Here is a 15,918-nt window from a genome sequence, read left to right on the forward strand (position 1 = left end):
CTACTTGCCGATCAGCTGATTGAGTTTGGCGGCCTCGAAACACTCGGTACGGGCCGCATCCGAGGGCACGCAGTCCTTGTCGGAGCTGCGCGCCTTGGCCAGGGTCTCGATGGCCTGCCACAGCAGCGCGATCTGGTGGTCCTGGCCCGAGGCGTTGTCGATCAGGCCGCGCAGGGCCTGGGACAAGGGATCGTCGCTCTGCGTCACGCCATAGGCCGAGAAACCCATGCGAGCCGCCTGGGCCTCGCGCTCGGCATCAAGCTTGGCCTCGATGATGCGCGCCGGATTGCCCACCGCAGTCGCGCCCGGCGGCACCGGCTTGGTCACCACGGCCAGCGAGCCGATGCGCGCACCGGCACCGACGGTGAAGCCGCCCAGCACACAGGCATTGGCACCGACGATGACGCCGGCCTCCAGGGTCGGGTGGCGCTTGGCCCCCTTGATCAGCGCCGTGCCGCCCAGGGTCACGCCCTGGTAGATCGTGCAGCCCTCGCCAATCTCGGCCATCTCGCCGATCACGACGCCCATGCCATGGTCGATGAAGACCTTGCGGCCTATGGTCGCGCCGGGATGGATCTCAATGCCCGTGAGGAAGCGGCCGCAGTGCGAGATGAAGCGCCCCAGCCATTTCAGGCCATGGGTCCAGCACCAATGGGCACGGCGATGCAGCACCAGCGCATGCAGACCCGGATAACAGGTCAGCGCCTCCCAGGCAGAACGGGCGGCGGGGTCTCGCTCAAGAATGCAGGCGATGTCTTCGCGAAGGCGCTGGAACATGGGGAATCGAGGCAAAGTGGCCAGCCAGTTTAGTTGCGACTACACATCCCTGCGGGATATGCGTCTTCTCTGAAGCGCAAGTGCTTGAGCGGCCGCGCTCAATCCTCGCTGGCGTGGGGCTTGACCATCTGGCGCGCGATGCCGCGCAGGATATGGACCTCCTCGCGGGTCAGTTGGGCACGGTTGAAGAGCTGATTGAGCCGGGGCATCAGCTTGCGCGGCGCGGCCGGGTCCAGAAAGCCGATCGTTTCCAGCGAGGCCTGCAGATGGCTCAGCAGGCCTTGCACCGCCTGGGCATCGGCCAGCTCGGGGTCGGGCGTGCGTGCCTGCACCGAGAAGCCGCCCAGCGCCTGGCGCAGGTCGTAGGCCAGCAGCTGCACGGCCTGGGCCAGATTCAGCGAGCCATAGTCGGGATGGGTCGGGATCGACAGCACCGCGTGGCAGCGGTAGACATCCTCGTTGCTCATGCCGTAGCGCTCGGAACCGAATACCAGGCCGATCTTGTGCTGCGCCTGTGCCAGCTCGGCGAACAGCGGGCGGGGCTCACGCGTCGGCGGGCCGAAGTCGCGCGGCGTCATCGCGGTGGCGCAGGCGAAGGTGACGCCGTCCAGCGCCTCCTCCAGACTCGCGACGATGCGGGCCCGAGCCAGGATATCGGCCGCACCGCTGGCCATCGCCACCGTGTCCTCGTGGCACAGGACATCGGCAAAACGCGGCCGCACCAGCACCAGCTCGGCAAAACCCATCACCTTCATCGCCCGCGCGGCGGCCCCCACATTGCCGGGGTGGCTGGTCTCAATCAGGATGAAGCGTGTGGAATCCACGGTGGCCCTTGCCGGTCTCGGCTAAAATACGCGATTATCTGCGGCCAGGGCCTCGCGCCTCGTTTCGCAACGCTCTTTCCTTTCGCCAGTCCACCCCATTCGTTTGCAGGTTCACCACGCATGACGCAAGTTGCTCTCCATCCCATGCTCAATGTCGCCATCAAGGCGGCCCGCGCAGCAGGTTCCATCATCAACCGCGCGTCCCTGGACCTCGACATCCTGAAGATCAACACCAAGTCGCCCAATGACTTCGTGACCGAGGTGGACCAGGCGGCGGAAAACGCCATCATCGAGATCCTGCTGCAGGCCTATCCCGACCACGGCATCCTGGCCGAGGAGTCGGGCCGCGAGCATGGCGCCAAGCATTCCGAGTTCGTCTGGATCATCGATCCGCTGGACGGCACGACCAACTTCATCCACGGCCTGCCGATGTACTGCGTGTCGATCGCGCTGGCGCACCGCGGCGTGGTGCAGCAGGCCGTCGTCTACGACCCGACCCGCAACGATCTGTTCTACGCGACCAAGGGTCGCGGCGCCTTCCTGAACGACCGCCGCCTGCGCGTCTCCAAGCGCACCCGCATGAGCGACGCGCTGATCGGCACCGGCTTCCCCTTCCGCCGCGGCGACAACTTCAAGCGCTATCTGAAGATGTTCGAGGAGATCATGCCGCTGTGCGCCGGCCTGCGCCGCCCGGGTGCCGCCGCGCTGGACCTCTGCTATGTGGCCGCCGGCTACTACGACGCCTTCTTCGAGACCGGCCTGAACCCCTGGGACGTGGCCGCCGGCTCGCTGATCATCACCGAAGCCGGTGGCCTGATCGGCAACTTCACCGGCGAGTCCGATTTCATGAACCAGCGCGAAGTGCTGGCCGGCAGCCCCAAGATCTACGGCCAGCTGGTGCCCATCCTGGCGCCCTATAGCCGCGTGATCAAGGCCGAAGAAGAGGCTGCCGAGGCCAAGCCCAGCGCCGCCGATGTCGTGGCCGCCGAGGTGGCTGCCGAACCGAAGAAGCGCGCCTCGGTGCGCATCAAGAAGGGCAGCGACGCCGCCTGAGCGGGCGACGCCCTGCCCCGACAGACAGAGCCCTCGCAAGAGGGCTCTGTCTTTTCAGGCCTCCGTCTGGAAGCCAAAGGCCCGCTCGTGCACATAGACCAGCTTGCAGTCCTGCAGATACTGGGCATCGTGGATGCGTCCGGCCGCCACATAGCCGGTCTCGCCGGCATTCAGCAGCAGCGGCGCGCCGTCGGGCAGCAGCGCCCCGCCCTCGCGCCTGAAGAACTGGATGCGCATCCGGCCCTCCACCACCACGGTCATGTCGCTGCCGGGATGGCTGTGCGGCGGCTCGCTGCTGCCGGCCTCCCAGCGCTCCAGCATCACCTCGACCCCGTCGGGGTTGGCCGGCACGCAGGTCCGCACGGTAAAGCCCGGCGGCGCATCGGGCACCGCCACATGATGGTCCCAGATCGCGTTTGTCATGGGTTTGCCAGTTTGTGACTGCATGAAGTGTCTCCTCAGAAGCTCATGGTCGCCGACAGCTGGGCGTTGCGGCCCAGGATCGGACGAGCATAGTAGTAGTCGCTGCCAGCCGGCGCCTGCACAAAGCCCGAGCGCGGATTGCCCTCGGTCAGGCCGACGGTGTTGGTCAGATTGCGTACCGCCGCATTCAAGGTGATGGTGGGTGTCAGCTCGTAGCGCAGGCTCAGATTGATGGTCTTGTAGGCCGGCAGGCGCACCGAGTTGGACACATCGGCGAAACGGTCACCGACGTAGTGCCAGGCCACGGTGAATTCGCCCTTGCCATCGTTGAAGAACAGGGTCGGCGCGAGCGTGAAGTTGCGGTCGGGCGTGCGCTCCGGGCGGTTGCCCGACCAGCTGGTGGCCTCCTTCAGCAAGGCTTCCAGATCGGTGCCGCTGCCGCGCAGCACCCGCAGGTTGTTGACGCTGAAGCGCGAGCGCTGCAGCACGCCGGTGGCCGCGAACTCGAACCAGCGCAGCGGCCGCCAGCTCACTTCGAACTCCAGGCCTTGCGACTTCACGCCCTGCAGCATCTCGACCTGGGCGTTGTCCACCTCGGCGCTGTTCGGATCGCCCTTGAAATTGGCCTTGTAGAAGGTCAGCGTGGCGGCGACGTTCCTGGCCTGCATGCGCGCCCCCAGCTCACCGAACTCGATCTTGGTCACCGGCAGATCACCGGTGCTCTGGTAGCTCTTGGCGAATCGACCGTAGAGAGCGATATTGTTGTTCAGCAGATAGTTGCCGCCAACAGTCCAGGAGGGTTCGGTCCAGCGGTTGCGCACCGTCTCGTACTGACCGTTGTTCGGGTAGGCCCAGTAGTTGTTGGCGATGACGTTGTCCACATCGCAGGCCGCATCGCCCAGCGCGTCGCGATCACAGCCCGGCTTGAAGGCGCCGGGGATGGGTTCGTACTCGCCATAGCCGCCGCGTTCCTGCCGATAGCGGAATCGCTCGATGCGCAGGCCGGCGTCCAGGCGCAGGGTGTCGCTGAGCTTGTACTCGTCGTTCAGGTAGACGGACATCGATTTGTTGCGGTTGCGGTCATTGCTGTCGCCCCAGGTGGAGTGCTCGCGCACACCGTTCTCGGTGTAGGAACCCACCACCTTGCCGGACGGGTCGAGCGCCACCAGATCGACCCGCCTGGCGTGGTTGCGCACATCGCTGACAAAGCGCGCCGACACCGGGCTGCCCCCCTCGCTGCGCGTGTTGAAGGTCAGCAGGCCCAGGCCGAGGCTGTTGCGCTCGGTGTTCCAGCTCAGGCGCATATCGTTGACGAACTCCCGTATCACCTGCTTGTCGGCCTGCAGCACGTTGTCGGACAGCAGGCCGTTGCCGTTCAGCGCATTGAGCTGCTCGGGGGTGGAGAGCACCTCCCCGGTCGAGACGATGCGGACCGCCGGCTTGCAGCTGCCGCCGCAGGCCGGGCCGAAACGGTCCAGCATCTCCTTGATGTAGCCGAACTTGGTCGGATCCAGCCGGTCGACGGCCGGGCGCAGGCTGTTGTTGCTGGACGAGAACACCACGCTGGCGGTCACGTCGGAATCGGTATAGCGGCCCTTGGATGAGAACTTCCAGGCCGGCGCCAGGGCTTTCTCGAAGTGGTAGCCCAGCGCGAAGGCCTTGTGGTCATAGCCATCGCGCGAGTCCACCCTCTGCGTGAAGGTTCCGGGCACCAGCGATGTGCGCACCGTCTGTATGCCCGAGTCGAGGCCTATCATGGTGCCGTAGTTGGCGTTCATGCCGGGCAGGCTGCGCGGCTTGTCCTTGCCGATCACGGGAATGGGCAGATAGAACATGGTGTGGTCGCGCATGACTTTGAGGTTCACGCCCCACTCGCCGTCATCGATCTTGCGGCCGATGTGCGCACGCAGCGTGCCGCCCTTGTTGCCGGTGAACTCGGGATGGCGCACGCCGTCGTCGACGCGGTAGTAGCCCGACACGCCACCAAACCAGCCCTCGCCCAGGCCACCGGCATAGCGCAGGTCCACGCGGCGCTGCTGGTAGTCGGAGGTGGTCAGGCGCAGCGCGCCCTCGGGCTTGCCCTTGTTGCGGAAGGTCAGGAAGTTGATGGTGGCGCCGGCACCGTTGGCGGTCAGGATGGCCGAGGTGCCGCCGCGCACCGCCTCCATGCGGTCGATGCCGAGTTCCGACTTGACCAGGCCATCGGCCGACCAGCTCGGATAGTAGAAGATGGGCAGGCCGTCCTCCTGCACCTGCACCCAGCGCTGGTTGCCGCCGGACATGCCGCGCACCGAGTAGTTGTTGGACATCTCGCCGGCCGAGGCCTCGATATACATGCCCGGCACCAGCTCCATGGCCTCGGCCGCCGAGTACGGCGCCTTGCGATCCAAGGCCTCGCGGTCGGCCACGGTCACGGCCACCGAGCTCTCGCGCACCGTGCGGTTCAGCCCGGTGCTGCCGGTCACGACGACGCGGTCCAGCTGATTGGTCGACTCGTCCTTGCCCTTCTCATCCGGCTTGGCCGCCGCCGGCTGGGCCAGCGCCGGCAGGGCCGCGAGCTGCAGCAGGGCCGCAGCCAGCCAGGCCGCGCGCAGCTTGAAACGATTCGATTCCTGGCCGCAAAGCAGGGGCTGCGGCTGATGTCCAACTCTCTTCTTCATGCTTTTGTCTCCGTGGGTCGCTTGCTTGTTGAATGGACTGCATCAATGAAAACAGCGGGCAAAGAGAAGCCCCTGCAGGGCCGCGGACGGCCTCGCATCGGTACTTCGGGAAGGAACACGGTCGCGCCCAGCCCCGGGCGCACCGCGTGGTGCTTAGTGCGGCGGGCTCATAGCGCTCGACTCGCTCCGAGCAGGGCCGGCGGCTCCTGGCTCGCGATCACATAGGCGGGCACCTCGTGCATATAGCCGGCCAGGCGCCCCTTGGCCTCGAAACGTTGGCGAAATTCCGACCCGATGAAGCGCTCAGGCCCCAGGCGCGGCACGATGCCGCCGCCGATGTAGAGGCCGCCACGGGCACCCAGCGACAGCACCAGATCGCCGGCCACATCGCCCAGCAAGGCGCAGAACAGGGCCAGCGCCTCGGCGCTTGGCGGCTGGCCGGCCAGGGCCTGCTGCAAGACCTCGGCCGGGCTGGGCTCGGCCGGCAAGGGCTGGCCATCAAGCTCGGCGATGGCCCGGCGCAGATTAGCAAGACCTGGCCCCGACAGCACCCGCTCGGCCGAGACGCGCCCGAAGCGCCGGCGCAGCCGGTCCAGCAGCGCCGCCTCGCGTTCGGTCTGCGGCGCCAGGCCGACATGGCCACCCTCGGTTTGCAGGGCCGTCCACTGCCCGTCGCCTTGGGGGATCAGGCCAGAGACGCCCAGGCCGGTGCCCGGCCCTATCACCGCCAGCGGCCCCGGCGCGCCGCGGCTCGGCCCGCCCATATGCCAGAAGTCAGGCTCGGGCAGCGCCGGGATCGCCAGCGCCAGCGCGGTGAAGTCGTTCAGCACCACCAGGCGCTGCAAGTCCAGCTGCCGGGCCAGAGCCTGGGCCGAGAAGGCCCAGTCGCGGTTGGTCAGGCGCACCCGGTCGTCCAGCACCGCGCTGGCCACGCCCAGCGCCGCCTGGGTCGGCCGCGCAGCGCCGGCCGCGTCCAGGCCTTGCAGATAGCGCCCCAGGCAATCTCCCAGATCGCGGTGCGCATCGCAGGCCAGGGTCTGCACATGCTCGATGGCCGCGTCGGCGCCGTTCTGCCAACCCAGGCGCACATGGGTGCCGCCCACATCGGCCAGCAGCCTGGCCGCACGGGGGTTGCGGATGCCGATCTCGATCATGGGAGCACTCCTTCGGTGTCCAGTGCTGTCCAGGCGCTGCCGGCGCGATCGCTGGCCAGCATGGCATCGATGAAAGCCAGGCCGGCGACGCCGTCCTCGGCCGTCGTCAGCCAGCGGCTGCCGATGTCCGGTGCCCGGCCCTCGCGTCGCGCCCGTATCTGCTCGGCCGCATCGCGGTAGAGCTGGGCAAAAGCCTCCAGATAGCCCTCGGGATGGCCTGCCGGCAGCCGAGTGGCGGCCCCGGCCTCGGCGCTGCTCGCACGCCCACGGCTCAGGCGCCGGCTCGCGCCGCCCAGTGGGGTGATCAGCAACTCGTCGGGCCGCTCCTGCGCGAACTCCAGGCCGGCGCGGCTGCCCCAGATGCGCAGGCACAGCGCGTTCTCGCAGCCGGCCGCCACCTGGCTGGCCCAGAGCATGCCGCGCACACCGCCGGGAAAGCGCAGCATGGCCTGGGCATGGTCGTCGAGCCGACGGCCCGGCACCAGGCGGCTCAGCTCGGCACAGACCGCCTCGGCGCGCAGGCCGCTGACAAAGCAGGCCAGGTGGTAGGCATGGCTGCCGATATCGGCCAGCGCGCCGGCCGGCCCGGCCAGCGCCGGGTCGCAGCGCCAGGCCGCCTGTTTGTGGCCCTGCGCTTCGATCGCTTCGGTCAGCCAGTCCTGCGCATACTCGACCTGGATCAGGCGCAGCGTGCCGAGCTCGCCGGCCGCCACCAGGGCGCGGGCCTCGCGCACCATCGCATAGCCGCTATAGGTCTGGGTCAGGCACAGCAGGCGCTCGCGCCGCCGCGCCAGCGCGGCCAGCGCGCGGGCCTCGGCCAGCGAGGTGGCCAGCGGCTTGTCGCAGATCACGTCAATGCCCGCCTCCAGGAAAGCCGTGGCCACCGGCGCATGCAGATGATTCGGCGTGACGATGGCCACCGCATCGATGCCGTCGGGCCGCTCGGCCTCGCGCCGTGCCATCTGCTGCCAGCTGGCGTAGCTGCGCGCCGGATCGAGCCCCAGCTCGCGGGCGCTGGCGGCGGCGCGCTCGGGCTCGCTGGACAGGGCGCCGGCCACCAGCTGCCACTGCCCATCGAGCCGTGCCGCGATGCGGTGCACGCCGCCGATGAAAGCGCCCTGCCCGCCGCCGACCATGCCCAGCTTCAGGGGCTTGTTCATGCCTCGCTCCCCAGGCCCAGCATCTGGCGCAGCTCGGCGCGCGGCGTCTGCGCATCGGCGAAATCGTCGAAGGCCCGGTCCGCCACGCGGATGAGGTGGCGGCGGATGAAGTCAGCCCCCTCGCGTGCACCGTCTTCCGGGTGTTTCAGGCAGCACTCCCACTCCAGCACCGCCCAGCCCGGATAGTCGTGCCGGGCCAGCTTGGAGAAGATCGCGCCGAAGTCGATCTGCCCGTCGCCCAGCGAGCGGAAGCGCCCGGCCCGCTCCAGCCAGGGCGCATAGCCGCCGTAGACGCCCTGCCGACCGTCCGGGCGAAACTCGGCATCCTTGACATGGAAGGCGCGGATGCGGGCGTGGTAGATGTCGATGAAGGCCAGGTAGTCGAGCTGCTGCAGCAGCAGATGGCTGGGGTCGTAGAGGATATGGGCGCGCGGGTGCTGGCCGACGGCATCGAGAAAGCGCTCGAACGTCAGACCGTCGAACAGGTCTTCGCCGGGATGCAGCTCGTAGCAGACATCGACGCCGGCCTCGTCGAAGGCATCGAGCACCGGCCGCCAGCGCCGCGCCAGCTCGGCAAACGCCTCCTCGATCAGGCCGGCCGGCCGCTGCGGCCAGGGATAGAGATAGGGCCAGGCCAGCGCACCGGAGAAGGTGGCGTGGGCTTGCAGGCCCAGGCGCGCCGAGGCGCGCGCCGCGAGCCTGAGCTGCTGCTGCGCCCAGGCGCTGCGCTGGGCCGGGTCGCCACGCACCGCCGGCGCGGCAAAGCCGTCGAACTGGCGCTCATAGGCCGGATGCACGGCCATCAGCTGGCCCTGCAGATGGGTGGACAGCTCGCTGATCTGCAAGCCCTGCTCGGCCAGCCGGCCGCGCAGCTCGTCGCAGTAGGTCTGACTCTCGGCCGCCAGCGCCAGATCGAAGAGGCGCGCATCCCAGCTGGGGATCTGCAGCGCCGCGAAGCCGAGGCCGGCCGCCCAGCGGGACAGATGGTCGAGCGTGTCGAACGGCGGTTCGTCGCCGGCGAACTGGGCCAGGAACAGGCCCGGGCCTTGCAGCGTTTTCATGCCTGGCCCTCCTGCAAGGCATCGCTCTGGCGCTCGATCAGCTCGGCCTGTTCCAGCAGCCGCAGCTGCTCCAGCGGCTCGCCGTCCAGCCGGCGCAGCAGCAGCTGGCCCAGCTGGCGGCCGGCGCCATGCAGCGAGGCGTAATAGGTCGACAGCGGCGGCACGAAGAAGGCGCTGACATTGCTGTCGTCGGTGGCCACGACCACGGCCTCGCGGCCGGCCTGCCAGCCCAGCTCGGCAAAGGCCGACAGGGCGCCCAGCGCGCCGTATTCATTGGCACAGACAAAGGCGGTCGGCCGGGACTCGAGCCGGGCCAGCTCCAGCACCAGGCGGCGGCCGTCACTGGCCGACAAGCCCGAATGCCGGGTCAGTGCCGGGTCTTGCGCCAGCCCGGCCTCCTGCAAGGCGCGATGGTGGCCGCGGTCGCGGTGCTGGCTGTACATCAGCTCGGCCGGCGGGTTCAGCATCGCGATGCGGCGATGGCCGCGCGCGATCAGGCGCCGGGTCGCGCGGTAGGCCATGTCCTCATGGTCGGTGTCGTACCAGGGATGGGCCTGCGCCAGCTCGCTGCGGCCATAGCTGACGAAGGGGAAGTCCTGCGCCAGCAGATAGCGGATGCGCTCGTCCTGCGGCCGGGTCTGGGTCAGCACCAGGCCGTCGACGCGGCGTGTCTCGACCAGCTTGCGCAGGCCGGCCACCGGGTCGTCGTCGGGCAGCTCGGGCTGGACCACCAGGCTGTAGAAAGTGCCGGCCAGCGCGGCATGCAGGCCCGAGACCAGGGCCATGAAGCCGCTGTCGCTGAAGTCCTGCTCGGCGTTCTCGACCGGCAGCACGATGGACAGCGTGTAGGTCTTGCCGGTGCGCAGCTTGACGCCGGCCAGATTGGGCGTGTAGCCCAGCTCGCGCGCGGCGGCCTTGACCAGCTCGCGGGTTTCGCGCCGGACCTCGGGGCCGTCCTGCAGCGCCCGCGAGACCGTGCCCAACGACAGACCGGTGTGGCGCATCAGGGTTTTCAAAGTGACTTTGCTATCGCTCATGAGGAGGTGCCATTCAACAAGCGCTGGCCCAGCAGCAGAGCCACGCTGGAGGTCCAGGTGAACGCGGGGTCGCGCAGCGGCGCGCCGCTTTGCGCATCGAAGTTCTCGGCCAGGCCCTTGCTCGCGCACAGCGCGGTGAAGCGCCGCGTCAGCTCGTCGCCCAGGTCGGGCCGGCCGCAGCGGTCCATCGCGTCGACGAAGAGCAGCGTCGTCGGCGCCCAGATCGGGCCGCGCCAGTAGCCGTCGGCGCGGTAATGCGGGCTGCGCTGCGATTCGGTGGCCAGGCCATGGGGGCTCAGGAAGCGGCCCGGCTCGAAGAGCTCGGCCAGCAGACGCTCGCGCACGGCCGGCGGCAGGCGCGGGCCGAGCAGCAGCGGCATGTAGGCGATCAGGCTGTCGCCCTGCTCGACCACGCGGCCATCGGCCAGCCGGGCGACGAAGCGCTCGCCGGTCCAGAGCCGGGCCATCAGGCGCTCGAACAAGGCATCGGCCCGGGCACGCCAGTCCTGCGCCTGCGCCGGCCGGCCCAGCAGCTCGGCCAGCGCGGCCAGTTCCTCCAGCTGCAGCACCAGAAAACTCGCCAGATCGGGGCTTTGCAGCGGCGTGCCGGCAAGAAACACCGTCGCGTTGTCCCAGCCGGCGTCGTTGCCATGGTCGTAGGCGGGCAGACCATCCTCCGCTGCGGTGTCCAGCCAGCTGCGCGCCTGCGCCGCCAGCCAGTCGTGCATCTGCGCGCAGCGCTGCGGCGACCAGGGTGCCAGGCGACGCAGCCGGGCCACGGTCCAGCCATGGACCGGCGGTTTGGTGAAGCGCCAGTAGGCTTGCAGATCGTTGGCGAAGTCCGGCAGGCGGCCGCTCGGGTGCTGCAGCTCGAACATCAGCGCCAGCTGCTGCCAGGCCAGCTCGGGCTGGCGCGCGCCCAGCGCCAATGCGTTGAAGCAATGGTCCCAGCTCCAGATATTGGTCATCCAGTTCTTGGACATATACATGGCCGGGTAGTGCAGCCGGCCTTCGGCGGGCACGATGCAGGACCAGGTGATGTAGGCGGCCAGCCGGCGCAGCGGGGCCAGGTCTTGCGGCAGGGCCGGGGTCAGGGCCAGCCAGGCCTCGAAATCGGCTTCGGTATCGGCACGCGCGGCGGCGAAGTCCGCGACGTCGCGGCGCGCCGGCAGCACGCGGTAGAGATGGACGGCGGCCGCCAGCGCGCCGGCCTCGTCCGGCAGCAGGTCCAGCGCGATGTGTTCGGCGCGCTGGCCCTGCCAGGGGGCGTCCAGCCGCAGCCGCCCTTCGGCCAGCGCGACCCGGGCCGACAGGTCCTGGCCGGCACAGCTGATGTGCACGGCCCGGTCGTCCAGGCGCTGGGCATAGTCGTAGCGCTTGCTCTGCAGGCTCAGATGCAGGCCCAGGCCACGGCCTTGCAGCGCCAGCGTGTCGGCATCGGCAAGGGCCAGATGGAGCGCGCCGGCCTCGGCCTGGAAGCTCAGCGAATCGGCTTGCAGGCACCACTCCCCCTGGACCTCCCTGCCTTCAGCGTCCACGGGCAGCAGCCGGAACAGCCGGCCCAGATCGGTGTGCTCGTCGCCACCGCGCAGCTGGCGCAGCCAGAAGGCCGAGTCCTCCGCTATCCAGGAGACGCAATACCAGCTGCCGCGCCGCGACAGCGGCACGGAGCGTGGGTCGAACAGGGTCGAGAGCATCATCCCTTCACGGCGCCGGCGCTGGCGCCCTCCATGATGTGGCGCTGGGCCAGGAAGAACAGCAGCAGCGGCGGCAGGCAAAGCAGCACGGTCATCGCGGCGATCGCGGTCAGGTTGTTGGCATGCAGGCCACGGAACTGGGCCAGGCCCAGCGGCAGGGTGTAGAGGCTCTGGTCGTTCAGGAAGATCAGCGGGCCCAGATAGTCGTTCCAGCTGCCGAGGAACTGGAAGGTGCCGACCAGCACCAGGGCCGGCGCCATCAGCGGCAGATGGATGCGCCAGTAGATCTGCCAGGCATTGGCACCGTCCATGCGTGCGGCCTCGTCGAGCTCGCGCGGGATGCTCATGATGAATTGGCGCAGCAGGAAGATGTAGAAGGCCGCGCCGAAGAAGTTGGGCACGATCAAGGGCTTGAGCGTGTTGATCCAGCCTAGCCAGTTGAATTGCATATAGAGGGGGATCATCGTGACGTCCCAGGGAATCATCATCGAGCCCAGCACCACCATGAACAGCGTGTCGCGGCCACGAAACTCGAAGCGCGCAAAACCATAGGCCACCAGGCTGGACGAGAACAGCTGGCCCAGCGTCGACAGCGTGCCCACCAGCAGCGAATTCCACAGGAACAGGCCGAAGGGCTGGGCGGCCCAGGCCTCGGCGAAGTTGTGCCAGCGCGGCAGCGCCGGCCACCACACCGGCGGCCAGGTGTAGAGCTCGCTCCTGGCCTTCAGCGCGGTCACCAGGGTCCAGTACAGCGGCAGCACGAACAGCAGGGCCAGGCCCAGCATCAGCGTGTAGTAGGCCAGGCGGCGGGCATGGCGGGCAGAGTTGAACGGGGTCATGCCTGGCCCTCCCCCGACTCGCGCTTGACCTCGTTTTCGTAGAACACCCACAGGCTGGAGAAGCGCATCACGCTCAGGGCCAGCAGCAGGATGATCAGGAACAGCAACCAGGACAGCGCCGAGGCATAGCCCATGTCAAAGTACTTGAAAGCGGTGTCGTAGATGTACATGGCCAGCATATAGGTGGACTTCAGCGGCCCGCCCTCGGTCAGCAACAGGGCCAGGGTCAGCTGCTGGAAGGCGGCGATCAGGGTCGTGACCAGGTTGAACAGCAGCACCGGCGACAGCAGCGGCAAGGTGATGTGCGTGAACTGCTTGAGCCGCGACACGCCCGACAGCGCGGCCGCTTCGTAGAGATCGACCGGTATCGCCTTCAGCCCGGCCAGGAACACCAGCATCGTGCCGCCCAGGCTCCACAGGCTGGCGATCACCACCGACCAGATGGCCCAGCGCGGGCTGCCCAGCCAGTTCAGCGGCGCGATGCCGATCAGGCCCAGCAGATAGTTCAAGAGCCCGTACTCCTGGCTGTAGATCCAGGTCCAGATCGTCACCAGGGCCACGCCCGACAGCATGCTGGGCAGATAGAACAGGGTGCGGAACAGGCCCTGGCCCCAGCCGCGCCGGTTCAGCAGCAGGGCCAGGCCCAGCGCGGCCACCAGATGGATGGGCACATAGAGGCCGGCAAAGCGGCAGGTGACCCAGAGCGCATCGCGGAAGTCGTCGTCCACCGTCAGGATGCGGCGGTAGTTCTCCAGCCCGACGAAGCGTTCGCCGCCCATCAGCGGCCAGTCGAACAGGCTGGTGTAGAGCGAGTACAGCAGGGGCCCCAGCGTGAAGGCCACAAAGCCCAGTAGCCAGGGTGCGACGAAAAGCCAGGGCGTCAGGCCGCGCGGCCAGCGCCGACGGCTCGGCGGGACCAGGTCTTGCGCGGGGGCGGTGGCGCCGGACAGCATCACGCGGGCGCTCATTGCAGCTTCCTCTCGGCCTTCAGCGCGGCCTTGCTGAGGATGGGGCCGACCTCGCCCTGCTTCAGGAACACTGCCTGGATCGCATCGCGCACCACGGCCGAGGCCCGGGTCCAGCGCGGGTTCAGCAGAAAGGCCGGCACCTCCTGCATGCTCAGCGCCATCGCATAAAAGGGCTGGACCTGCGGATCCTCCTGCAGCCGCAGCTCGCGCGCCACGCTCATCAGCACCGGCAGATCGCCCTGGCGCAGGCGCACCGCCTCGGCGCTGCTGTAGAACCTGATGAACTGCCAGGCCAGGGCCTTCTGTGTCGAGTCGCGGGCGATGGCCAGCGAGGAGACGCTGACGACGCTTTGCGCCGGCCGGCCCTGGAAGCTGGGCAGCGGCGCCACGCCGTAGCGCTTGCCGTCCTGGGCCAGTTCGAGCCGGAAGGCCGCGCCGTCCATCAGCATCGCAACGCGATCGGCAACGAAGAGCTGGCGCTGGTTCCTGCCGTCGCCCACGCCCAGCGTCGCCGCCAGCCCCTGGTCCAGCAGGCCCAGCAGCATCGTGAACATCGCCTGCGAGCCGGCGCTGTCGAGCTCGCCCTGCACCCGCCGCCCATCGGCGCCCAGCATGCGGGCACCGGCGCTCCACAAATAGCCCTGGAAGTCGTAGGGATCGGGGGCCACGTCCAGGCCATAGCCATAGACCTTGGCGGCCGGGCGGCTGAGCTTGCGCGACAGCGCGGCCAGATCCTCCCAGCTCCAGCCCGGCTGCGGATAGGCCAGGCCGGCGCGGTCGAACATGTCCTTGTTGTAGTAGATGACCTGGCTGGTGAAGCCGGCCGGCACACCGTAGAGCCGGCCCTCGGCGCTGGCAAAGCGCAAGAGGCCCGGCACCAGATCGGCGCTGGCGAAGGCCGGCTCGCGGGCCTGCCAGGCATCCAGCGGCTCCAGCACGCGGTGGTAGAGCGGGAAGTTCCACATCATCATCACATCGGGCGGGTTGCGCGCACCGAAGGCGGCCGACAGCTTCTGGTTGAAACCCCCGCCATAAGCCTCCAGCTGCACCCGCACACCGGGATGGCGCTGCTCGAAGGCGGCGGCGATGCGGCGCTGGATGCCCAGGTTCTCGCTACCGTCCCAGGTCGCGAAGCGCAGCACCTGGGCGGCGGCCGACAGCGGCAGCAGCGCGAGCGCAAGGAGGATCAGGCGCTTGTTCATGCCAGCGCCAGTGCGTCTTGCACCGCCTCGCTCGGGACTCGCGGCAGCGCGCGGCCATCGGTACCGAAGGCATGGACATGCTCGGCCGCCACCGTCAGACCCAACTGATCGCCGATCTGCACCGCACGCGCACCCTCGACGCTGGCCGTCATCGCATGGCCATCGGCCAGGCGCAGATGGACCAGGCTTTGCGCGCCCAGGCACTCGACCATCTGCACCTGGGCGCGCAGGCCGCCCCCGCTCCCGGCATCGCCCAGGCGCAGATGCTCGGGCCGTATGCCCAGAGTCATGGCCCCGGGCCTGGCGGCAATAGCCCCCAGCACCTCGGCCGGCAGCAGATTCATGCGCGGCGAGCCGATGAAGCCGGCCACAAACAGATCGGCCGGCGCGTGATACAGCTCCAGCGGCTTGCCGACCTGGGCGATGCGGCCCTGGTTCAGCACCACCACCTTGCTGGCCAGGGTCATGGCCTCGATCTGGTCGTGGGTCACATAGATCATCGTCGCCTGCAGGCTCTGGTGCAGCCGGGCCAGCTCCATGCGGGTGTTCTCGCGCAGCGCCGCGTCCAGATTGGACAGCGGCTCATCGAACAGAAAGATGCGCGGCTGGCGCACGATGGCGCGGCCGATGGCCACACGCTGGCGCTGGCCACCGCTGAGCTGGCGCGGCTTGCGCTCCAGCAGCTCCTCCAGCTGCAGCATGCGCGCCGCTTCCTGGATGCGGGCCTCGATCTCGCCCTTGGGCCGGCCCCGCAGGCTCAGGCCGAAGGCCAGGTTCTTGCGCACCGACATATGGGGATAGAGCGCATAGCTCTGGAACACCATGGCCAGATCGCGCTCGGCCGGCGGCAGCTCGTTGATGCGCCGGCCGGCGATGCGCAGCTCGCCGCCCTGCACCTCCTCCAGCCCGGCGATGCAGCGCAAGAGCGTGGACTTGCCACAGCCCGAGGGGCCCAGGAAACAGACGAACTCGCGATCGGCGATCTCGAGGTTGATGTCCTTCAGCACCTCGACGGGCCCGAAGGTCTTGCGCAGATGCTGGATGCTGAGGTCGGCCATATGTC

14 protein-coding genes are annotated in these 15,918 nt (G+C 68.7%); 1 reads left to right on the top strand and 13 read right to left on the bottom strand.

Annotated features, from left to right (window positions below; genetic code table 11):
• Both cysE and ABGI63_RS17050 read right to left on the bottom strand, forming a co-directional pair.
• The gene (gene cysE / locus ABGI63_RS17045) at positions 1 to 777 is read right to left on the bottom strand and encodes a serine O-acetyltransferase (protein ID WP_349743540.1); all 777 of its coding nucleotides are present in this window, start codon (positions 775 to 777) and stop codon (positions 1 to 3) included.
• A 98-nt stretch (positions 778 to 875) separates the two neighbouring features.
• Complete coding sequence (locus tag ABGI63_RS17050) at positions 876 to 1,601, bottom strand: RNA methyltransferase (protein ID WP_349743542.1); 726 nt, start codon at positions 1,599 to 1,601, stop codon at positions 876 to 878.
• 120 nt (positions 1,602 to 1,721) lie between these two features.
• On the opposite strand from ABGI63_RS17050, the gene ABGI63_RS17055 reads away from it, so the two are divergent.
• Entirely contained in the window at positions 1,722 to 2,654 is a 933-nt protein-coding gene (locus tag ABGI63_RS17055; protein WP_349743543.1) for an inositol monophosphatase family protein, read from the top strand.
• A 54-nt stretch (positions 2,655 to 2,708) separates the two neighbouring features.
• Here the strand turns inward: ABGI63_RS17055 and ABGI63_RS17060 are convergent, their stop codons facing one another.
• The 11 genes from ABGI63_RS17060 to ABGI63_RS17110 all read right to left on the bottom strand — a co-directional run bounded on the left by ABGI63_RS17060 (position 2,709) and on the right by ABGI63_RS17110 (position 15,913).
• The gene (locus ABGI63_RS17060; RefSeq protein ID WP_349743544.1) at positions 2,709 to 3,077 is read right to left on the bottom strand and encodes a cupin domain-containing protein; all 369 of its coding nucleotides are present in this window, start codon (positions 3,075 to 3,077) and stop codon (positions 2,709 to 2,711) included.
• Positions 3,078 to 3,112: 35 nt separating this feature from the next.
• A complete protein-coding gene (locus tag ABGI63_RS17065; protein ID WP_349743545.1) occupies positions 3,113 to 5,737 on the bottom strand; it encodes a TonB-dependent receptor domain-containing protein in 2,625 nt (874 codons plus the stop codon).
• 167 nt (positions 5,738 to 5,904) lie between these two features.
• A complete protein-coding gene (glk, locus tag ABGI63_RS17070; protein WP_349743546.1) occupies positions 5,905 to 6,891 on the bottom strand; it encodes a glucokinase in 987 nt (328 codons plus the stop codon).
• Positions 6,888 to 8,051 (bottom strand): Gfo/Idh/MocA family protein, encoded by a 1,164-nt coding sequence (locus ABGI63_RS17075; protein ID WP_349743547.1) that lies wholly within the window; start codon positions 8,049 to 8,051, stop codon positions 6,888 to 6,890. Before ABGI63_RS17075 ends, glk begins: the two co-directional genes overlap by 4 nt.
• Entirely contained in the window at positions 8,048 to 9,112 is a 1,065-nt protein-coding gene (locus ABGI63_RS17080; RefSeq protein ID WP_349743548.1) for a sugar phosphate isomerase/epimerase family protein, read from the bottom strand. Before ABGI63_RS17080 ends, ABGI63_RS17075 begins: the two co-directional genes overlap by 4 nt.
• A complete protein-coding gene (locus tag ABGI63_RS17085) occupies positions 9,109 to 10,149 on the bottom strand; it encodes a LacI family transcriptional regulator (RefSeq protein WP_349743549.1) in 1,041 nt (346 codons plus the stop codon). The genes ABGI63_RS17080 and ABGI63_RS17085 overlap by 4 nt, the downstream gene beginning before the upstream one ends.
• Complete coding sequence (locus ABGI63_RS17090; protein WP_349743550.1) at positions 10,146 to 11,849, bottom strand: amylo-alpha-1,6-glucosidase; 1,704 nt, start codon at positions 11,847 to 11,849, stop codon at positions 10,146 to 10,148. Before ABGI63_RS17090 ends, ABGI63_RS17085 begins: the two co-directional genes overlap by 4 nt.
• Positions 11,846 to 12,685, bottom strand: a complete 840-nt coding sequence (locus tag ABGI63_RS17095; RefSeq protein WP_349743552.1) for a carbohydrate ABC transporter permease — start codon at positions 12,683 to 12,685, stop codon at positions 11,846 to 11,848. Before ABGI63_RS17095 ends, ABGI63_RS17090 begins: the two co-directional genes overlap by 4 nt.
• Positions 12,682 to 13,653, bottom strand: coding sequence for a carbohydrate ABC transporter permease (locus ABGI63_RS17100; protein WP_349743553.1), 972 nt, complete (start codon positions 13,651 to 13,653; stop codon positions 12,682 to 12,684). Before ABGI63_RS17100 ends, ABGI63_RS17095 begins: the two co-directional genes overlap by 4 nt.
• Positions 13,650 to 14,855 (bottom strand): ABC transporter substrate-binding protein, encoded by a 1,206-nt coding sequence (locus ABGI63_RS17105; protein WP_349743555.1) that lies wholly within the window; start codon positions 14,853 to 14,855, stop codon positions 13,650 to 13,652. Before ABGI63_RS17105 ends, ABGI63_RS17100 begins: the two co-directional genes overlap by 4 nt.
• On the bottom strand, positions 14,852 to 15,913 hold the full coding sequence (locus ABGI63_RS17110; RefSeq protein WP_349743556.1) for an ABC transporter ATP-binding protein: 1,062 nt from the start codon (positions 15,911 to 15,913) through the stop codon (positions 14,852 to 14,854). Before ABGI63_RS17110 ends, ABGI63_RS17105 begins: the two co-directional genes overlap by 4 nt.
• Positions 15,914 to 15,918 lie beyond the last annotated feature (5 nt).

It is taken from the genome of Roseateles cavernae, assembly GCF_040187885.1.
GTDB classification, from domain to species: domain Bacteria; phylum Pseudomonadota; class Gammaproteobacteria; order Burkholderiales; family Burkholderiaceae_C; genus Roseateles_E; species Roseateles_E cavernae.

Coding starts and splice junctions, on each gene's coding strand:
- ABGI63_RS17055 (WP_349743543.1), top strand. CDS start 1,722: ATGACGCAAGTTGCTCTCCATCCCATGCTCAATGTCGCCATCAAGGCG.
- ABGI63_RS17065 (WP_349743545.1), bottom strand. CDS start 5,737: ATGAAGAAGAGAGTTGGACATCAGCCGCAGCCCCTGCTTTGCGGCCAG.
- ABGI63_RS17095 (WP_349743552.1), bottom strand. CDS start 12,685: ATGACCCCGTTCAACTCTGCCCGCCATGCCCGCCGCCTGGCCTACTAC.
- ABGI63_RS17090 (WP_349743550.1), bottom strand. CDS start 11,849: ATGATGCTCTCGACCCTGTTCGACCCACGCTCCGTGCCGCTGTCGCGG.
- ABGI63_RS17100 (WP_349743553.1), bottom strand. CDS start 13,653: ATGAGCGCCCGCGTGATGCTGTCCGGCGCCACCGCCCCCGCGCAAGAC.
- ABGI63_RS17110 (WP_349743556.1), bottom strand. CDS start 15,913: ATGGCCGACCTCAGCATCCAGCATCTGCGCAAGACCTTCGGGCCCGTC.
- ABGI63_RS17075 (WP_349743547.1), bottom strand. CDS start 8,051: ATGAACAAGCCCCTGAAGCTGGGCATGGTCGGCGGCGGGCAGGGCGCT.
- ABGI63_RS17085 (WP_349743549.1), bottom strand. CDS start 10,149: ATGAGCGATAGCAAAGTCACTTTGAAAACCCTGATGCGCCACACCGGT.
- ABGI63_RS17080 (WP_349743548.1), bottom strand. CDS start 9,112: ATGAAAACGCTGCAAGGCCCGGGCCTGTTCCTGGCCCAGTTCGCCGGC.
- cysE (WP_349743540.1), bottom strand. CDS start 777: ATGTTCCAGCGCCTTCGCGAAGACATCGCCTGCATTCTTGAGCGAGAC.
- ABGI63_RS17105 (WP_349743555.1), bottom strand. CDS start 14,855: ATGAACAAGCGCCTGATCCTCCTTGCGCTCGCGCTGCTGCCGCTGTCG.
- ABGI63_RS17060 (WP_349743544.1), bottom strand. CDS start 3,077: ATGACAAACGCGATCTGGGACCATCATGTGGCGGTGCCCGATGCGCCG.
- glk (WP_349743546.1), bottom strand. CDS start 6,891: ATGATCGAGATCGGCATCCGCAACCCCCGTGCGGCCAGGCTGCTGGCC.